This window comes from Desulfallas thermosapovorans DSM 6562 (assembly GCF_008124625.1).
GTDB classification, from domain to species: Bacteria; Bacillota; Desulfotomaculia; order Desulfotomaculales; family Desulfallaceae; genus Sporotomaculum; species Sporotomaculum thermosapovorans.
This window is the reverse complement of sequence record NZ_VNHM01000002.1, coordinates 266,603-282,173: the sequence shown is the minus strand read 5'-3', so window position 1 is coordinate 282,173 and position 15,571 is coordinate 266,603. Positions and strand designations below refer to the sequence as shown.

At 48.5% G+C, this 15,571-nt stretch carries 12 protein-coding genes and 1 rRNA gene; 2 read left to right on the top strand and 11 right to left on the bottom strand.

The genetic code is table 11. The features are described 5' to 3' along the window. The 5 genes from LX24_RS03245 to LX24_RS03225 all read right to left on the bottom strand — a co-directional run. Positions 1 to 180 (bottom strand): 16S ribosomal RNA (locus LX24_RS03245); the annotation flags it as partial. A gap of 486 nt (positions 181 to 666) precedes the next feature. Beyond that, entirely contained in the window at positions 667 to 1,005 is a 339-nt protein-coding gene (locus LX24_RS03240; RefSeq protein WP_166510689.1) for a P-II family nitrogen regulator, read from the bottom strand. A 111-nt stretch (positions 1,006 to 1,116) separates the two neighbouring features. Then, complete coding sequence (locus LX24_RS03235) at positions 1,117 to 2,400, bottom strand: ammonium transporter (RefSeq protein WP_166510688.1); 1,284 nt, start codon at positions 2,398 to 2,400, stop codon at positions 1,117 to 1,119. A gap of 540 nt (positions 2,401 to 2,940) precedes the next feature. Beyond that, positions 2,941 to 3,372 carry a VOC family protein gene (locus tag LX24_RS03230; protein WP_166510687.1) on the bottom strand — a complete coding sequence of 144 codons (432 nt, stop codon included), beginning with the start codon at positions 3,370 to 3,372 and terminating at the stop codon, positions 2,941 to 2,943. A 430-nt stretch (positions 3,373 to 3,802) separates the two neighbouring features. Continuing rightward, positions 3,803 to 6,547, bottom strand: coding sequence for a calcium-transporting P-type ATPase, PMR1-type (locus tag LX24_RS03225; RefSeq protein ID WP_166510686.1), 2,745 nt, complete (start codon positions 6,545 to 6,547; stop codon positions 3,803 to 3,805). 218 nt (positions 6,548 to 6,765) lie between these two features. Here LX24_RS03225 and LX24_RS03220 point away from each other — a divergent pair, with 218 nt between their 5' ends. Next, on the top strand, positions 6,766 to 8,532 hold the full coding sequence (locus LX24_RS03220) for an Rqc2 family fibronectin-binding protein (RefSeq protein ID WP_166510685.1): 1,767 nt from the start codon (positions 6,766 to 6,768) through the stop codon (positions 8,530 to 8,532). A gap of 73 nt (positions 8,533 to 8,605) precedes the next feature. Then, positions 8,606 to 8,983: a DUF2680 domain-containing protein gene (locus LX24_RS03215; RefSeq protein WP_166510684.1), complete on the top strand. Its 378-nt coding sequence runs from the start codon at positions 8,606 to 8,608 to the stop codon at positions 8,981 to 8,983. Between the two features lie 96 nt (positions 8,984 to 9,079). Here the strand turns inward: LX24_RS03215 and LX24_RS03210 are convergent, their stop codons facing one another. The 6 genes from LX24_RS03210 to LX24_RS03185 all read right to left on the bottom strand — a co-directional run bounded on the left by LX24_RS03210 (position 9,080) and on the right by LX24_RS03185 (position 15,565). Continuing rightward, complete coding sequence (locus LX24_RS03210; protein ID WP_166510683.1) at positions 9,080 to 10,360, bottom strand: TRAP transporter large permease; 1,281 nt, start codon at positions 10,358 to 10,360, stop codon at positions 9,080 to 9,082. Beyond that, the gene (locus tag LX24_RS03205) at positions 10,338 to 10,871 is read right to left on the bottom strand and encodes a TRAP transporter small permease (RefSeq protein ID WP_166510682.1); all 534 of its coding nucleotides are present in this window, start codon (positions 10,869 to 10,871) and stop codon (positions 10,338 to 10,340) included. Before LX24_RS03205 ends, LX24_RS03210 begins: the two co-directional genes overlap by 23 nt. Before the next feature lie 124 nt (positions 10,872 to 10,995). Further along, a complete protein-coding gene (locus LX24_RS03200; protein WP_166510681.1) occupies positions 10,996 to 12,018 on the bottom strand; it encodes a TRAP transporter substrate-binding protein in 1,023 nt (340 codons plus the stop codon). 78 nt (positions 12,019 to 12,096) lie between these two features. Further along, on the bottom strand, positions 12,097 to 13,131 hold the full coding sequence (locus LX24_RS03195) for a TRAP transporter substrate-binding protein (protein ID WP_166510680.1): 1,035 nt from the start codon (positions 13,129 to 13,131) through the stop codon (positions 12,097 to 12,099). A gap of 129 nt (positions 13,132 to 13,260) precedes the next feature. Then, a complete protein-coding gene (locus LX24_RS03190; protein ID WP_166510679.1) occupies positions 13,261 to 13,959 on the bottom strand; it encodes a response regulator in 699 nt (232 codons plus the stop codon). Beyond that, positions 13,925 to 15,565: an ATP-binding protein gene (locus LX24_RS03185; protein ID WP_166510678.1), complete on the bottom strand. Its 1,641-nt coding sequence runs from the start codon at positions 15,563 to 15,565 to the stop codon at positions 13,925 to 13,927. Before LX24_RS03185 ends, LX24_RS03190 begins: the two co-directional genes overlap by 35 nt. Between the last annotated feature and the right edge of the window lie 6 nt (positions 15,566 to 15,571).

The window sequence follows — 15,571 nt, the reverse complement described above, 5'->3', positions numbered from 1 at the left end:
CGGTATTAGCACCGGTTTCCCGGCGTTATCCCAGGCTATTGGGCAGGTTATCCACGCGTTACTCACCCGTCCGCCACTAGGTTTAACAAAAAGTAAACTTCTCGTTAAACCCCGTTCGACTTGCATGTGTTAAGCACGCCGCCAGCGTTCGTCCTGAGCCAGGATCAAACTCTCCATAAAATACTTTATGAAAAATTTAATCTTTGACTCGTTTGTGAATTACTCGTTTTAGCGCTTGCCTAAAAGCCTCTGCCGCCGCCGGTTGGCTTGGGCACCGGCTCTTAGCTTTTGCTTGACGAGGTTTGGTTGGCCGCCGTCGCTTTTCAGGTCTTTTTTGACCAACTGCGACCAGCGTCCGTTTTACATCTCTTTGCACTGTTTAGTTTTCAAGGACCGTGTGGTCGTTTTCGCGACCGGAGTTGCATTGTATCACTTTTTGTCCGTTCGTGTCAATGGCAATTTGTGGTTGGCTCGGTAGTTCTACTGCCGTTGCCACCATTGCCCTGACTTGGTTTTTTACGCCGCCGCCGTAGCGGCGACATTTGTTATGTTATCATTTTGGGGGCATTGATGCAACAGGTAATTCTGGCCAGTTGAGTGCTAAACTTTAAATAAATAATGCCCGACTACCTTTTATGATAGCCGGGCATTTTGGGCAATTGAGAGTTAGAGAGCAATATCACCTTTTTCACCGGTGCGTATCCGGACAGCATTCTCAATTCTGGAAATAAATATCTTGCCGTCACCGATTTCCCCGGTTCTCGCCGCCTTGATAATTACTTCTATTACCCCGTCCACATCATTATCTACCGCCACGATTTCAATCTTTACCTTGGGCAGCAAATTGATGCTGTACTCCGTGCCCCGGTATACTTCTTTACGGCCTTTTTGCAAACCGCAGCCCATCACCTGGGCTACGGTCATACCGTGAATACCATGTTGAGACAGGCCATCTTTGATATCCTCCAACACACCGGGCCTGACAATAGCCTCAATTTTAACCATGAAAAGCACCCTTTCTCATGAGTTGTTCATACACCAACCGTATATTCATGCCTTTCCAGGGCACAAAACGTCATGAAAGAATTTATTTCAGACTTTACATATTCATGTACATTAAACGGAATAAGCTCTTTCACTATGCTCGTTGACATCCAACCCTATAATCTCGGCTTCATCATCAACCCGCAGTCCGGTGATAGCGCCCACAACCTTAAGGATGACAAATGTAGTCACGGAGGCAAACACAATTGTGGCTACTATACTGATAGCTTGAATACCCAGTTGTGAAGCATTGCCATAGAAAAGGCCTTCGGCGCCCTCGGACACCGAAAACAGCCCGGTGGCCAGAGCACCCCACATACCACCAACGCCGTGTATACCAAACACATCCAGGGAATCATCATAGCCCAGTTTAACTTTGGCATAGCTGACTGCGAAGTAGCAGAGCGCGCCGGCCACCAGCCCAATGGCCAGTGAACCCATGGGAGTTACGAAAGCGCAGGCCGGAGTAATAGCCACCAGGCCGGCAATGGCACCTGAAGCCCCTCCCAGTATGGTTGGTTTACCATGCCGCAACCACTCTGCCAGTACCCAGGACATCAAAGCCGCACCGGTGGCCACCTGCGTGTTCACAAATACACTGGCCGCCAGCCCGTTGGCACCCAGGGCACTACCGGAATTGAATCCAAACCAGCCAAACCAGAGCAGTGCCGCGCCCAGAACAACGTAAGGTATATTGTGGGGCACCATCCGCTCTGTACCATAGCCTTTGCGCCTGCCCAGCACCAGGGCGGCCACCAGGGCCGAAACACCGGATGAAATGTGCACCACAGTGCCGCCGGCAAAGTCAAGGGCTCCCAGTTCCATTAGCCATCCGCCACCCCATACCCAGTGACAGATGGGGTCGTATACCAGGGTGGTCCACAGCACCAGAAACACCAGGAAAGCGGGAAAACGCATCCGCTCCACAATAGCTCCGGTAATCAGTGCCGGGGTAAGTATGGCAAACATCATTTGGAAAACTACGAACAACTGGTGCGGAATGGTTCCGTTTGGCTCAATACCCACACCTTTTAATCCCAAATAACTCAAGTCACCGATGAATTTGCCGATGTCCGGGCCAAAAGCCAGGCTGTAGCCATAGGCAAGCCACAAAATGGTAACAACACCCAGACAAATAAAAGACATCATCATTGTGTTGAGCACGTTTTTCTGGCGGACCATACCGCCGTAAAACAATGATACTCCGGGTACCATTAAAAACACCAGCGCCGTTGAAATAATAATCCACGCCGTATCACCGGTGTCTATGCCATCCTCGGCCGCCCAGGCAAACACGGGGAATAGAAAGAACATAAATAGTGCCAGCAAAGTTATTACACCTGATTTCTTTTTCATTGGATATACCTCCCGGGTATTAAGGGCTAAAAACTAACCCGTAAAGATAATTACGCCAAGACACGCCACAATGATATCAACATAATTCTTGAACCACCCGACGCCTTTATACGTTTATGAGATTCGTCCAATAAAAACCACCTCCCCTGGAAAACAAAAAAGCGCTTTAATAGAACATCATTGTTCCATTAAAGCGCCTTTGCCTGTGATATAAAAGGTTTTCGGTTTATCTAATGCAGCACCGAAAACGCCCTCTGGGCCTCTATGCCCGTCACCCGGCGTTGGGCAAAAATATGCGTTTTAATATAAAAAACCCCTTTAAGGTTGGTTAGAAACCTCAAAGGGCGCCGTTGCCTGACTTTGATATATGCATTGTAAAACCTGGGAGTATTTTATATTAGTTGATTATAATTGTCAACACCTTATTTCTATTTCAGTAATTTTGTCATAAATATATCATCCGGTTATCGTTAAAAAGTTGTTACAGGTTCATCCGGACAAAATGGAAATATACATCAGGAATAATGCAATATTTGTTGATTACCCCTTTTTTTCCTCCCAAAGTCGTATGCGTTCCTCAAAACTCACCTCTTTATGTATTTGATGCAGCATCCATATATAGCCGAAAGAATCGCTAAATATGGCGTTTGATACTCCATAATCAGGCAATTCCGTCACAGGTTGCACTACAGTGCAGCCGGCGCTGATCGCCTTTGAAAATGTTTCCTCGATGTCAGGGACAAGAATGTTAAACCAAATGGCTTTGGGTTGATCCGGGGTTGGTGCTCTCAGTTCAAATTGCGGGTTTTCATCCAACATGTGAAAACGTACCCCGTACAGGGTAAAAACAACTTCATTTTCACCTTTCGGAAAATCTGTAACCTCAACACGCTGGATATCAAATATTTTTTCGTATAATTCCAATGCTTTCAAGCTGTCTGTAACAACCATATCGATTTCTACTCCGACCATTATAGACACATCCTTTCAGACATCCATACCGCTATCGCAACACCGGCAGGGGATGAAAATTACCCAACACTTTTTCAGGGTAGAGTTTGTTCGAAATGTAGGCTTTCTATTTACTACCGCCATTTATTATAAACTATCCCTGGAATGTTGTGCAAAAAATTCTTGCGATAAATGATGTCTGCTATCGGCAACTGCCGGCTACCGGGTAAATTTTAGTCAATTGACTGGTAAGGGAGTACCAAATATATTGGGCGGAGGTTTCATCACTTCCTACCGGCAGCCAAACATACTTTGCAGGCACCGGCATTGGACAAAACCTCCGCTTTTTAAGTATTGTAAAGCCTTCTCTATTCTTCCCAAATTTACTTTCTTTGTCCCAACTATCTCCTTGTTTATGACCGAAACTGCATTCTGTCTACAGCCTGGAATATTATACCTTCAAATATGTCACCCTTTCCCGCAAGCGGCTGCCCAGTTGCCCCTGAATAGTACCGGCTATGGTGGGCAGCAAGGCTACGCCAATAACCATCATCCACTGGTGCAGGCTGAGGGGCACGGTATGAAAGATGGGTTGCAAAAAAGGAATATAATTAACACCCATTTGCAGCCCGGCTGAAATTAATACCGCCAATAGTAAATGAGGATTTGATTGAAACCCCAGTTCCCAAATGGTAAAATACTCCGACCGGCAGGAAAAAACATAAAACAGCTGCAAAAACACCAGTGTGTTAAAGGCCATGGTACGAGCCAAATCCACATCATGCCCGCCCGAGTAACTCAGGGCAAAAACAGCCAGGGTAAGCACCGCAATGACAGCGCCACTGCTGATAATCCGCCAGGCCAAACCGTTGGAGAATATACTCTCCTCCGGGTCCCGGGGCGGCCGGCGCATAATATCCCGGTCAATGGGATCAACCCCCAGAGCCATGGCCGGCAAGCCATCGGTGACAAGGTTCATCCACAGTATTTGGATAGGTAGCAGCGGTAGCGGCATTCCTCCCAGCACAGCCAAAAACATCACCAACACTTCCCCCACGTTGCAGGAAAGCAGGTACCGGATGAATTTGCGGATATTGTCATAAATACCCCGGCCTTCTTCCACCGCCGCCACAATGGAAGTAAAGTTATCATCCGCCAGCACCATGGCGGACGCCTCCCTGGTTACATCAGTGCCCGTAATACCCATGGCAATACCAATATCGGCTTCTTTGATAGCGGGCGCATCGTTTACCCCGTCACCTGTCATGGCCACCACATGCCCTTGACGTTTTAACGCCCGGACTATCCGCAATTTATGCCGGGGCGAAACCCGGGCATAAACATGCACATTCTCCGCCACTGCGGCCAGTTCCTCATCGCTCATTTGCTCCAGCTGTTCCCCGGTGATTACCCGGCTATCCCGGCCCGCAATGCCCATTTCCCGGGCCACCGCCTGGGCGGTTAGCTGGTGATCACCGGTAATCATGGCTACCCGGATACCGGCCCGGCGGCAAGTATGCACCGCGCTGATGGCCGATGGCCGGGGCGGGTCGATCATACCGGCCAGCCCTACAAAAACGAGATCTCGTTCCACATCCCCGGCCTCAACCCGCTCGGCATCGAACTTGCCCGGCAATTCCCGGTAAGCCAGGCCCAGCACCCGCAGCGCGCCGTCGGCCATGGCGGAGTTAGCTTCCAAAACAGCGGCCCGGCTGCGGGCGTCCAGGGGCACGGGGCGGCCATTCCGCAGGTAATGGGTGCACAATTTCAACACCACATCGGGTGCCCCTTTGACCAGGGCTTCAATTTTTCCGGCCTCCTGGTATATCACTGTCATGCGTTTACGTTCAGAATCAAAGGGTATTTCCGCCAGGCGACGGGCTTTCTTTTCCAGCCGTTCCCGCCAGAATCCCGCCTTGGCTGCCAGCACCAAAAGCGCCCCTTCCGTGGGGTCACCCGCAATTTTCCACGCCGACTCCCTGGCCGGGCTGTTTTTTCTAAACAACCCGCCAATGGAAATACTATCCCGGTATAATGTGGCATTATTGCATAAAGCCGCCAGCTTCATCAGTTTATCAAAATCCGGTCCCCCGGGGGCGGCATCCCCAGTGAATTTACCTTTGGGATCGTAACCTTCCCCGCTGACTTCCAACTCCCGGCCGGACAGGTATACACGGCGGACGGTCATCTCATTTTGCGTCAGGGTACCGGTTTTATCGGAACAAATAAATGTGGCACAGCCCAGCGTTTCCACGGCGGGCAAGCGCCTGATGATGGCGTGCTTTCGAATCATCCGCTGCACCCCAATGGCCAGGGCAACGGTGACAATAGCCGGCAACCCCTCGGGAATAGCCGCCACGGCCAGGCTGACCCCGGTAAGGAACATCTGGTAAACGGCTTCACCTCGCAGCACACCCACCACAACCACCATGGCACATACGGCCAGGCAAAAAAATACCAGCCCGCGGCCCAGTTGAGCCAACCGTTTCTGCAGCGGTGTAGATTCTTGCTCGGCCTCCTGGATCATTCCGGCTATTTGACCCATTTCAGTGGCCATACCCGTAGCCACCACAATACCCTGCCCACGCCCCCTGGTCAGGGCTGTACCCATAAAAACCATGTTGGCGGCGTCGGCCGGTCCCGCCGCCTGTTCCAGCGGGCGGGTATGTTTGCGCACCGGTGTGGATTCCCCTGTCAAGACAGCTTCCACCGCAGCCAGATCCACTGTTTGGGTCAATCGAATATCCGCCGGCACCCGGTCCCCGGCCTCCAGCAAAACAATATCACCAGGCACCAGCTCAGCGGCAGGTATCTTCCTTTCCATACCATTGCGGATTACCCTGGCCTCGGGTGAAGCCAGTTCCCTAAGCGCCTCCATGGAGCGTTCGGCCCGGTATTCATGCACCACTCCCAGCACTGCATTAAGTAACACAATAATGGAAATGGTAACGGCATCGGACCACTCACCTAAAAACCCGCTTATCGCAGTGGCAGCCAGTAAAACCAGCACCATAAAATCTTTAAACTGGTTTAAGAACATCTGCCACATGGCCACGTCAGGGCCTCTTTCCAGCGTATTGGGGCCCAATCGTTCCAAACGGTTTCTGGCCTCATGGTCAGTCAAACCCTTAACCGTATCCACTTCCAAGCGCATTGCCGTTTCCTCAGCGCTAAGCTTTTGCCAAATTTCAGGCATGTCCTCACCCCTCGGAGTTGTTTTCCACAATTATGTAAAAGCATATTCAAGCGGCCATGGAAAAATTACCATGAGTTTGGACAGACCTTGATTTTGTTCCCGCTATACTTGAATTTACATGCACCCGGATTGTTTGACCCTCTCAAAGCCCCGGTGTTATACTGTTAACATTGAAACAATAGGCGTAAAGACAAAAGCCAGAGCCGGAGGTAACCGCCATGCCCTTTGACGGTCTTTTTTTATACAATGTGTGCCATGAACTCAATAGCAAATTGTGCCAGGGTCGTATAGAAAAAATTTACCAGCCCGCACGGGAAGAAATAGTGCTAATCATTAGCAAACCCGGTAAAAAATACCGTTTGCTTGTCAGTGCCAACGCCCAAAATGCCCGGGTGCATTTGACCCGGCAGTCATCCCCCAACCCCACCATGCCGCCCATGTTCTGCATGCTCCTGCGCAAACACCTGGAGGGCGGCAAGATAATTGGTTTCCACCAGCCCGGTTTGGACCGGGTACTGGATATCCGGGTGGATTGCCGAGACGAGCTGGGCCGCCCGGCGGTAAAGTCACTGCTCTGCGAAATTATGGGCCGGCACAGCAACATCATACTGGTATCAAAACCGGACAATACCATACTGGACGGCATCAGGCGGTACGGTCATGCCGTCAGCCGCCACCGGGAAGTTCTCCCCGGTCAACCCTATATACCACCGCCTGAATCCCATAAAATCAACCCGCTTGAGGCAACAGAAGAAGATTTCAGGGAAGCTGTTATGAGCGGCCAACTGGATGACCAGCTGGCCGTAGCCATGCAAAAAGCACTGGACGGGTTGAGCATACCTACCTGCCGGGAACTGGTCAAACTGGCCGGACTGAACGCCAACATGCTCCTGGATCACTGCGGGGAGCATGAACTGCGCAGCCTCTGGCAGGCCTGGCAGCCGCTGGCCACAAGCGCCCGGGAGGATCAATTACAGGCCATGCTGGTGTGCAATAGCCGGGGGGAACCCGTGGACTTTTTTCCACTGCCCGCAGTTGCGGATGGAAAGTTCAGCTACACAGCCAGCCGGGCCAATGAAATTGCAGACATGTTTTTCTCCCGTAAACAAGCCCTGGAGGTCATAAACAAACAAAGAAACTTACTGCTGGGGATAATTAATAAGGAATCCAAGCGGATAAAAAAGAAGCTGGCCCTGCAGAAAAAAAGCGTTGTCGAAGCGGAGGAGGCAGACCGCTATCGCTTGTACGGAGAATTGCTCACGGCAAATATTTACCTTTTGAAGCGGGGCATGGAAGAAATCGAGCTGGAAAATTATCATGATCCCGAGGCTAAAACCATAGTCATACCCCTTGATAAGGCGCTTTCTCCCTCGGAAAATGCCCAGTATTATTATAAAAAGTACAACAAAGCCAACAATACCAGAAAAGCAGCCGGTAAAATGGCCCGGCTCAGCGAAGAGGAATTGCAGTACCTGGAAGGCGTAAAAACATCCCTGGATATAGCTGAGGATATGGACGATCTGGAGGAAATTAGACAGGAATTAACCAAGCAGGGTTATATCAAAAAACCGGCCGAACAACCCGGAAAAAAACGCGCCAAAGACACCAAAAAACAAATTAAACCGCTGCAATATGTTTCCGATGACGGTTTTACCGTGCTGGTTGGTAAAAATAACCGTCAAAATGACCTGCTAACCCTGAAAACGGCTGAAGACAGCGATATTTGGCTGCATACTTGCAAAATTCCCGGTTCGCACGTCATTATCCGCACCGGCGGTCGGGAGGTACCGGAAAAAACGCTGCTAGAGGCAGCCGCCCTGGCAGCATACTACAGCCGGGCCAGGGAATCCACCAATGTGCCTGTGGATTACACTTTGCGCAAGTACGTAAAAAAACCTAACGGAGCAAAACCCGGATATGTTATTTATGAAAAGCAAAGAACAGTTTTCGTTGACCCGCGCCCCGATGCCATGCAGTTAGTATGATTTTCTTATAATTACCCCACAATTTTGCCACATTTAAGGTTTATAATAGGGTTACAAGGAAGGAGGCATAAAGATGAATAAAAAAATAGGCGTGTTGCTGGCAACACTAGCCCTGGCGACCACCTTAGCGTTGCCCGCCTTTGCAGGCAGTACAGATGACGCCAAAGCCTGGTTTGAACAGCATTTTGCCGCTAAAAAAGCAGCCGTGGAACAAGCTGTGGAAGCAGGTCGCCTGACCGCCCAGCAAGGGGAAGCCATGCAGCAGCACTTCGATGAAATGTACCGGTATCATGAACAGGCCGGGTTTACCTGCCCTTACGGAATCCCTGGGCAAGGACAGGGCTTGGGCCGCGGCGGTAACGGATTTGGCCACGGTCACGGCCACGGCATGGGTATGGGCTTCGGGGCCCGTTGGGGTATGGGCTTTGGTGCCACCGCACAGCAGCAGTAAATAAAAGCATCATTAACGCTTGAGTATTAAAAGCGCGTTCTGTTCATGCTTGCCATTATAAAATAATGCCGGGCGCGGACAGAACGCGCTTTTTTCCTAATCCATCAACACCCTGGGTATATATGTGGAAACATCAGGCCATAAAACGAACAATATCAAAGCAAGTATCATGATGATTAAAAACGGTACCACGCCTGATATTACTTTTTCCAGCCTTTCTTTGGCCATGGCACTAACCACAAAAAGGTTCAATCCCACCGGCGGGGTAATCATAGCCAGTTCCATGTTTACCGTCATAACCACCGCAAATTGCATTATATCAATATCCAATGCGTGTATCATGGGTAACAGCAAAGGAAGGGTAATCAAGGTTATGGAAACGGCCTCCAAAAAAGTACCCATCACAAAGAACATAATATTGGTGGCCAGGAAAAACAGGTATTTGTTTAAATTGTTTTCCGCAATCCAGGCCGCCAGTTGCTGGGGCACCTGGTTGGCGGTAAGGAACAATGCAAACACCATGGCCGCAGCAATAATTAAGAAAATCATTGATGAAATATTTATGGATTCCACAAAGATCTTACGCATATCCCTTATTTTTAATTCTCTATAAATAAAGAATGAAACTACTAAAGTATAAAAAACCGAAAGTACCGCTGCCTCGGTGGGCGTTACCACACCGGCATATATACTGCCCAGGATAAAGAAGGGCAAAAATCCCCCCGGCAAAGCCTTAAGTGATGACTTCCATCTTTCCTCCCAGCTGGCCTTCTCCAGCATTTCCAGTTTTTGCATCTTGGCATAAACCACGGCACAGATAATTAAGATAAGGGCAAGGATTAATCCCGGTATTAAACCGGCCATAAACAGCTTACCAATGGACTCCTCTGCCGTGACCCCAAAAACCACCATGGTCACACTGGGCGGGATGAGTATACCCAGGGTTCCCGATGCCGCAATAAGCCCCATGGCATACTTTTTGGGATAGCCGCCGTTAACCAGGGCCGGGTACATAATTGCACCGATGGCCGCAGCGGTGGCGGGGCTGGAACCGGAAATGGCGGCAAATATGGCACAGGCCATAATGGTAACCACGGCCAAACCGCCGGGCAGGTGCCCGAACCAGGCCCGCAGGGCACTGATTAAATACTTGGATATGCCTCCGTGGGACATCAGCACACCGGCGAATACAAAGGCGGGTATCGCCATCAGCGTGGGTGAAAGCAGCGAGGCAAACATCCTTTGCACCATCATGTGCATGGTAAAGTCCGTGGTCAGGTACAGCACTGCCAGCGCCGCAGTGGCCAGGCTGATGGCGATGGGGACATTGAGCAAAAATAAGCCCGCAAAAATACTAAACAGAAGGGCGGTTGACATATTCCTCATCCTCCCCCCGGTATTTTTTCTTCCAGTCTTCGCCACGGTCTTTGAGCAACATAACCAGTTTATCAATAAACCGGATACCGAACATTACGCCGCTGATGGGAATAATCAAATTGACGATCCATAATGGAAATCTACTGTCCGCTGACCGCATACCGGTGGCCAGGTAGTTGGCTTCAAGCAAAATTCCGTAATAGGTATAAAAAATACAAAAAGCCAGTCCCAAAGCGTTAGCAAAAATACTTACCTTGTATTTAGTAGATAGTGGTAGAAAATTATACACCAGGTCAACTTTAATATGATTATCGTTCCTCAAAGCCACGGCCATACCGGCCAAAGTGCCCCAGACCACAAAATATACCGAAAATTCGTCCAGTATCGATTGGGGACGCCCCCAAAAGTATCTCATAACAACGTTGACAAAAACCATGGTCAGGCCGATAAATAACATACCACCGGCAAAAAAGTCTTCAAAAATTTGATAAGCACGTTTTAGTTTGTCCATGTCCGCCTCCTTGTCAGCGCGGCAATAACATTACCGTTGTTTATATGCGCAGGGTTTCCCCTGTGGCGTGCACAGCTACAGGGGCATAGTAAAGGAGCGGCCGGTACCCGACCGCCCCCACTAACTACGAGTTTCTGGCGGCGTCAATATACTCTTGACCGACTTCCGCACCATATTTTTCATACAAGGGTTGTAATGCTTCGATAAATTTAGCCTTATCCTCTTCGGTTAGCTCGTATATTTCCACTTTGCCGCTCTGCTTAATGTTTTCAAAAGAAGCGGCACTCAATTCATCGGCCAACTGGCGTTCATAAGCCGTTGCTTCAGCCATAGCCTCACTAAACATTTCCTGCTGCTCCGGGGTTAATGAATTCCAGAATTTTGTATTGGTTAACACCACGTAATCCAGGCGCCCGTGATTTGATATGGTGAGATATTTTTGCACTTCCACATATTTCTGGGTATCGATGTTGTTAAAGGTATTTTCCTGGCCATCAACGGTTCCGTTATCCAGAGCCTGGTATACCTCGGAAAAGGCCAGGGTTTGGGAACCTGCTCCCAAAGCCTTGAACTGGTCATCCAGCACTCCACCGCTCTGGGTACGGAACTTCAAACCTTTAAAATCCTCCGGCGCTTTCAGCGGCCGTTTGGAATTGGTAAAATGCTTGGTTCCGTTGGCCCACCAGGCTAATCCAAGAATGCCGTGGGGCTCAAGGGAATTGAGCAGTTTCTTGCCGGCCTCGCCATCAAAAAACCGGTAGGCCTGGGCATCGTCTTTAAACAAAAAGGGCATATCAACCAATTGGAAAGAGGGGTTTAAAGTGACCAGCTTGGTAACGGAAGGGGCAATCAACTGAACATTATTGGCCAGCAATTGCTCCTGTTCTTCCTTATCGCCATAAAGCTGGGATGACGGGTATACCTGCACATCAAATAAACCACCGGACTTTTCTTCCAGAAGCTCTTCAAATTTCAGTGCAGCCTGGCCCTTGGGAGTTGATTCGGCCACCACGTGGGTGAACTTAACCACAATTTTCTCCTGATCACCGCCGCCTTGAGCATTGCTTCCGCCACATGCCGTGGTCGCCACAGCCACCGCCACAGTCAATAAAACACATAGCAGCAATTTAGTAAACCTGTTAATCATTTTCTACCTCCTATTTTTTTTAAATATTTTATTGGTTTTGATAATTTAGTTAATTCCACCTCCCAATAATTTCTTTAATTAATTGTGCTTTTGCAACTCGTTTATCAATTCCAAGCCAATGTCACCGGCAAAGCTGGCATATAGCGGTTTAAAGGCGGCCTCCCAGGCCTCTTTTTGTTCCGGGGTCAATTCGGTTATGGTTAAATTATCAGAGTCTTTTAATTGCTTGAGATATGTTTCATTCATTTCCGCAGCCTTAGCCCGCTCCCACCGGGTAACTTCAGCCATTGTTTCTTCCATTACCCGGCGTATATCCTCCGGTAAACTATACCAGTACGCCTTGTTAACCATGACCGCATAGCCCATGTAACCGTGGTCCGATATGGTCATGTAACTCTGCACCCGGTAAAAGCCCTTGGTATATAAATTGGAAATGGTATTTTCCTGGCCATGCACAAGATTACGTTCTATACCTTGATAAACGTCATTAAATGGCATGGGAACCGGGGTGGCGCCAAATAAATTAAATTGCTCCCTTAACACCGGGCTGTTGATCATAACTCTGAAACTTAAACCCTTCAGGTCCCCGGGACTGGTTATCGGCCTTACATTATTGGTTAACTGTTTGAAACCGTTATCCCAATAGGCTAGAACCATAAACCCTTTACTATCAAGGCTTTTGGCCAGCTTTTGGCCCACTGGCCCGTCCATGGCCCGGTGTACCTCATCTAAATTTTTAAAGGCGTACGGCAAGTCCAGGGCCTGCCACCCGGGATATAAATCTCCCAGCTTGGATGTAGCCGGGGCGATTATCTGCACAGCTCCCGACTGGAGAGCCTGCATTTCTTCCCCATCGGCGTAAAGGGTGGAATTGGGAAAAACCTGCACTTCAACCCTGCCCCTGGTGCGCTGTTGAACTAAACTGGCAAATCGCTCGGCGGCCAGTCCCTTGGGGGTATTTTCCGCCACCACATGTGAAAATTTAATAACTATTTTTTGATCCGGGCTGACCTGCTCACCATCAGTAACTCTTTTTGCGCACCCCCCGGTTAATAAGACAATTAATTGGATGATTAATAGCAAGTACACCGTGTTTTTCAATTTACCGTACATAAACAATGACCACACTTTACGCCACTTTTTTTGCAACAATCCCTATTTTCTGAATGTTTTGTCTTTAGTAATTTTACGCCGGTCGCTTTTCCGGCGCAAGGTTTTGTCCATATTGTTGATTTAGTTCTTTTAGTTCTCATTTTCATTTTTTATAAAATATCTTTTAACCGGTCTTCCCACCGAGCCATATTGAAATTTTGCCCTTACTTTTCCAATACTCTCTAAATACTCCAGGTAACGCCGCGCGGTAACCCGGGCCAACCCCAGCTTGCCCGCCACTTCCTCGGCGGACAGGTTGTTACCTTCTTTTAATAAACAAATTAACACCTGTTTAAAGGTTACTTGATTAAGACCCTTGGGTAGTGTTTCAGTTTCCCGGCCTGAAGTTATACGTGTCATGGTCAATTTGTCCAGTTCCGATTGGTTCAGTACCGATTTTTGGAAACACTTGTGCATGTCGGCATAGGACTCAAGGGCACGCTTTAACCGGTTAAATTTAAAGGGTTTGATTATATAGTCAACCGCCCCGTACCTGAATACATTTTGGATAATTTCGGCGTCCTGGGCGGCGGTAACCATTATCACATCGATGCCTATCCCCTTTTTTCTGATCTCCCTGAGCAATGTAACACCGTCCATATCCGGTAAATAGATATCTAGCAAAGCAAGATGATACCGGGCGTCCCTTAATTTTTTCAGGGCCTCGCCACTGGTTTTAGCTGTACCGCAGACTTGAAAACCAGGCACATTATTGACAAACTGCGTATTCACTTCTATTACCATTGGATCGTCTTCAATAATCAACACGCGGATATTCAATATCTCCATCCCCCGGTTTGCACTGCTTTGGCAGCATCACTTTAAATAAAACACCGGTATTTTCCGGCCGTATTATTTTTATTGAACCATTAAGGTTTTCCACAGTCCTTTTTACCAGATGTAAACCAATCCCCCTGCCGGTTCCTTTGGTGGAAAAACCTTGTTCAAAAATTTTGTGCTCCAACTGCGGGTCTATGCCCGGACCCCAATCCCTCACTTCAATGGTTATTTGTTCCGCTGTATCGTATATTTTGAAATAAACCTTGCGTTTTTCATTGCCCGCTTGCTGCACCGCTTCAAAGGCGTTTTCTATTAAATTACCCGCTATGATAACCAAATCACTGCTATTAATTTTGTCCGGTATATATTTAAGATAACTTTTTGGATCAATATTCAGTTCTATCTTTAATTCCTTGGACCTGGCAAATTTACCGAGCAATAAACCGGCCATCCGGTAATCATGTATTTGTTTGTTTATTAAACCGGTGACCTTTTGCTGTTCCCCGGTGATGTCAAATATATAATCAATGGCTTGCTGGTAATGGCCCAACTCCACCAGCCCGGCAATGGTATGCAGTTTATTGGCGTTTTCGTGATTTTGCACCCTCAGTGCCTCCACAAACAGTTTCACACCGGTTAACTCCTCAGCCAGGGCATTTACCTCGGTTTTATCCTTAAATGTGGACACAGCACCCACAATTTCGCCATTCACTTTTACCGGTAGCCGGTTACTGATGATTATTGTATTGTTTATTACCCGTTCTTGATTAAATACCGGCTTGCCTGATTTTATGATTTCGGGCAAGTTGCTATCGGGAATTACATCGTAAACATACCGGCCCACAACGTCATTTTCCAATCCCAACAGCCTGCGGGCCTCTTCGTTTAATACAGTGATTCTTAAATTAGTGTCAATGGCCACCACGCCTTCGCTCATGGCTTGGAAAATAGCAATTCTCTCCTGTAACAACCTGGCAATTTCACCCGGTTCCATACTTAACATGGCCTTTTTGATATTATGAGCCAAAAATAGAGAACCCAGGAGCCCGATAACAAGTCCCACAGCCAGAAATGAATAAATCTTGACATGAATACTGCGCCAAATCTGTACCGCCGTGGGTGTAAGCACCCCCACCACCACAACACCCACCTGACGGGTGCCTTCATCCACCTTGATGGGCACAAAGGCTCTGATGGACGGCCCCAAGACCCCTTCCGCCCTGGATATCAGTTCGTGGTTGGCCAGGGCGGCACCTATATCCTGGTCGGTAAACTTTTTGCCTATACGATCCTGAACAGGATGCGAATACCTGATCTTGTGCATGTCCAGCACAACAATATATGCCACCCCCGTGGCCAGGCGGGTTTTTTCCGCTATTGGTTGAATCACTTCCCAACCGTTTGGCTGTCCCACGTTATCTTTTATCTCATCCATCTGGGCCAGCGTTCTGGCAATGGCTAAAGCGTGCAAACCCATCTCATCTTCAAACATAACCGTTACTTTTTGGATCAGCAAAAAACCCCCGACCATGATGGCCAGCAGAACCAGTCCAAAGGAGAACAAAGCCATTTTAGTTCTTATGGTTAATGGTTTAATAAGAAAGATTGACCGCATGCTCTT

What these genes read in the sequence shown, in the direction of transcription:
- LX24_RS03240 (WP_166510689.1), bottom strand. Translation starts at nt 1,005, where the DNA reads ATGGTTAAAATTGAGGCTATTGTCAGGCCCGGTGTGTTGGAGGATATC.
- LX24_RS03235 (WP_166510688.1), bottom strand. Translation starts at nt 2,400, where the DNA reads ATGAAAAAGAAATCAGGTGTAATAACTTTGCTGGCACTATTTATGTTC.
- LX24_RS03230 (WP_166510687.1), bottom strand. Translation starts at nt 3,372, where the DNA reads ATGGTCGGAGTAGAAATCGATATGGTTGTTACAGACAGCTTGAAAGCA.
- LX24_RS03225 (WP_166510686.1), bottom strand. Translation starts at nt 6,547, where the DNA reads ATGCCTGAAATTTGGCAAAAGCTTAGCGCTGAGGAAACGGCAATGCGC.
- LX24_RS03220 (WP_166510685.1), top strand. Translation starts at nt 6,766, where the DNA reads ATGCCCTTTGACGGTCTTTTTTTATACAATGTGTGCCATGAACTCAAT.
- LX24_RS03215 (WP_166510684.1), top strand. Translation starts at nt 8,606, where the DNA reads ATGAATAAAAAAATAGGCGTGTTGCTGGCAACACTAGCCCTGGCGACC.
- LX24_RS03210 (WP_166510683.1), bottom strand. Translation starts at nt 10,360, where the DNA reads ATGTCAACCGCCCTTCTGTTTAGTATTTTTGCGGGCTTATTTTTGCTC.
- LX24_RS03205 (WP_166510682.1), bottom strand. Translation starts at nt 10,871, where the DNA reads ATGGACAAACTAAAACGTGCTTATCAAATTTTTGAAGACTTTTTTGCC.
- LX24_RS03200 (WP_166510681.1), bottom strand. Translation starts at nt 12,018, where the DNA reads ATGATTAACAGGTTTACTAAATTGCTGCTATGTGTTTTATTGACTGTG.
- LX24_RS03195 (WP_166510680.1), bottom strand. Translation starts at nt 13,131, where the DNA reads ATGTACGGTAAATTGAAAAACACGGTGTACTTGCTATTAATCATCCAA.
- LX24_RS03190 (WP_166510679.1), bottom strand. Translation starts at nt 13,959, where the DNA reads ATGGAGATATTGAATATCCGCGTGTTGATTATTGAAGACGATCCAATG.
- LX24_RS03185 (WP_166510678.1), bottom strand. Translation starts at nt 15,565, where the DNA reads ATGCGGTCAATCTTTCTTATTAAACCATTAACCATAAGAACTAAAATG.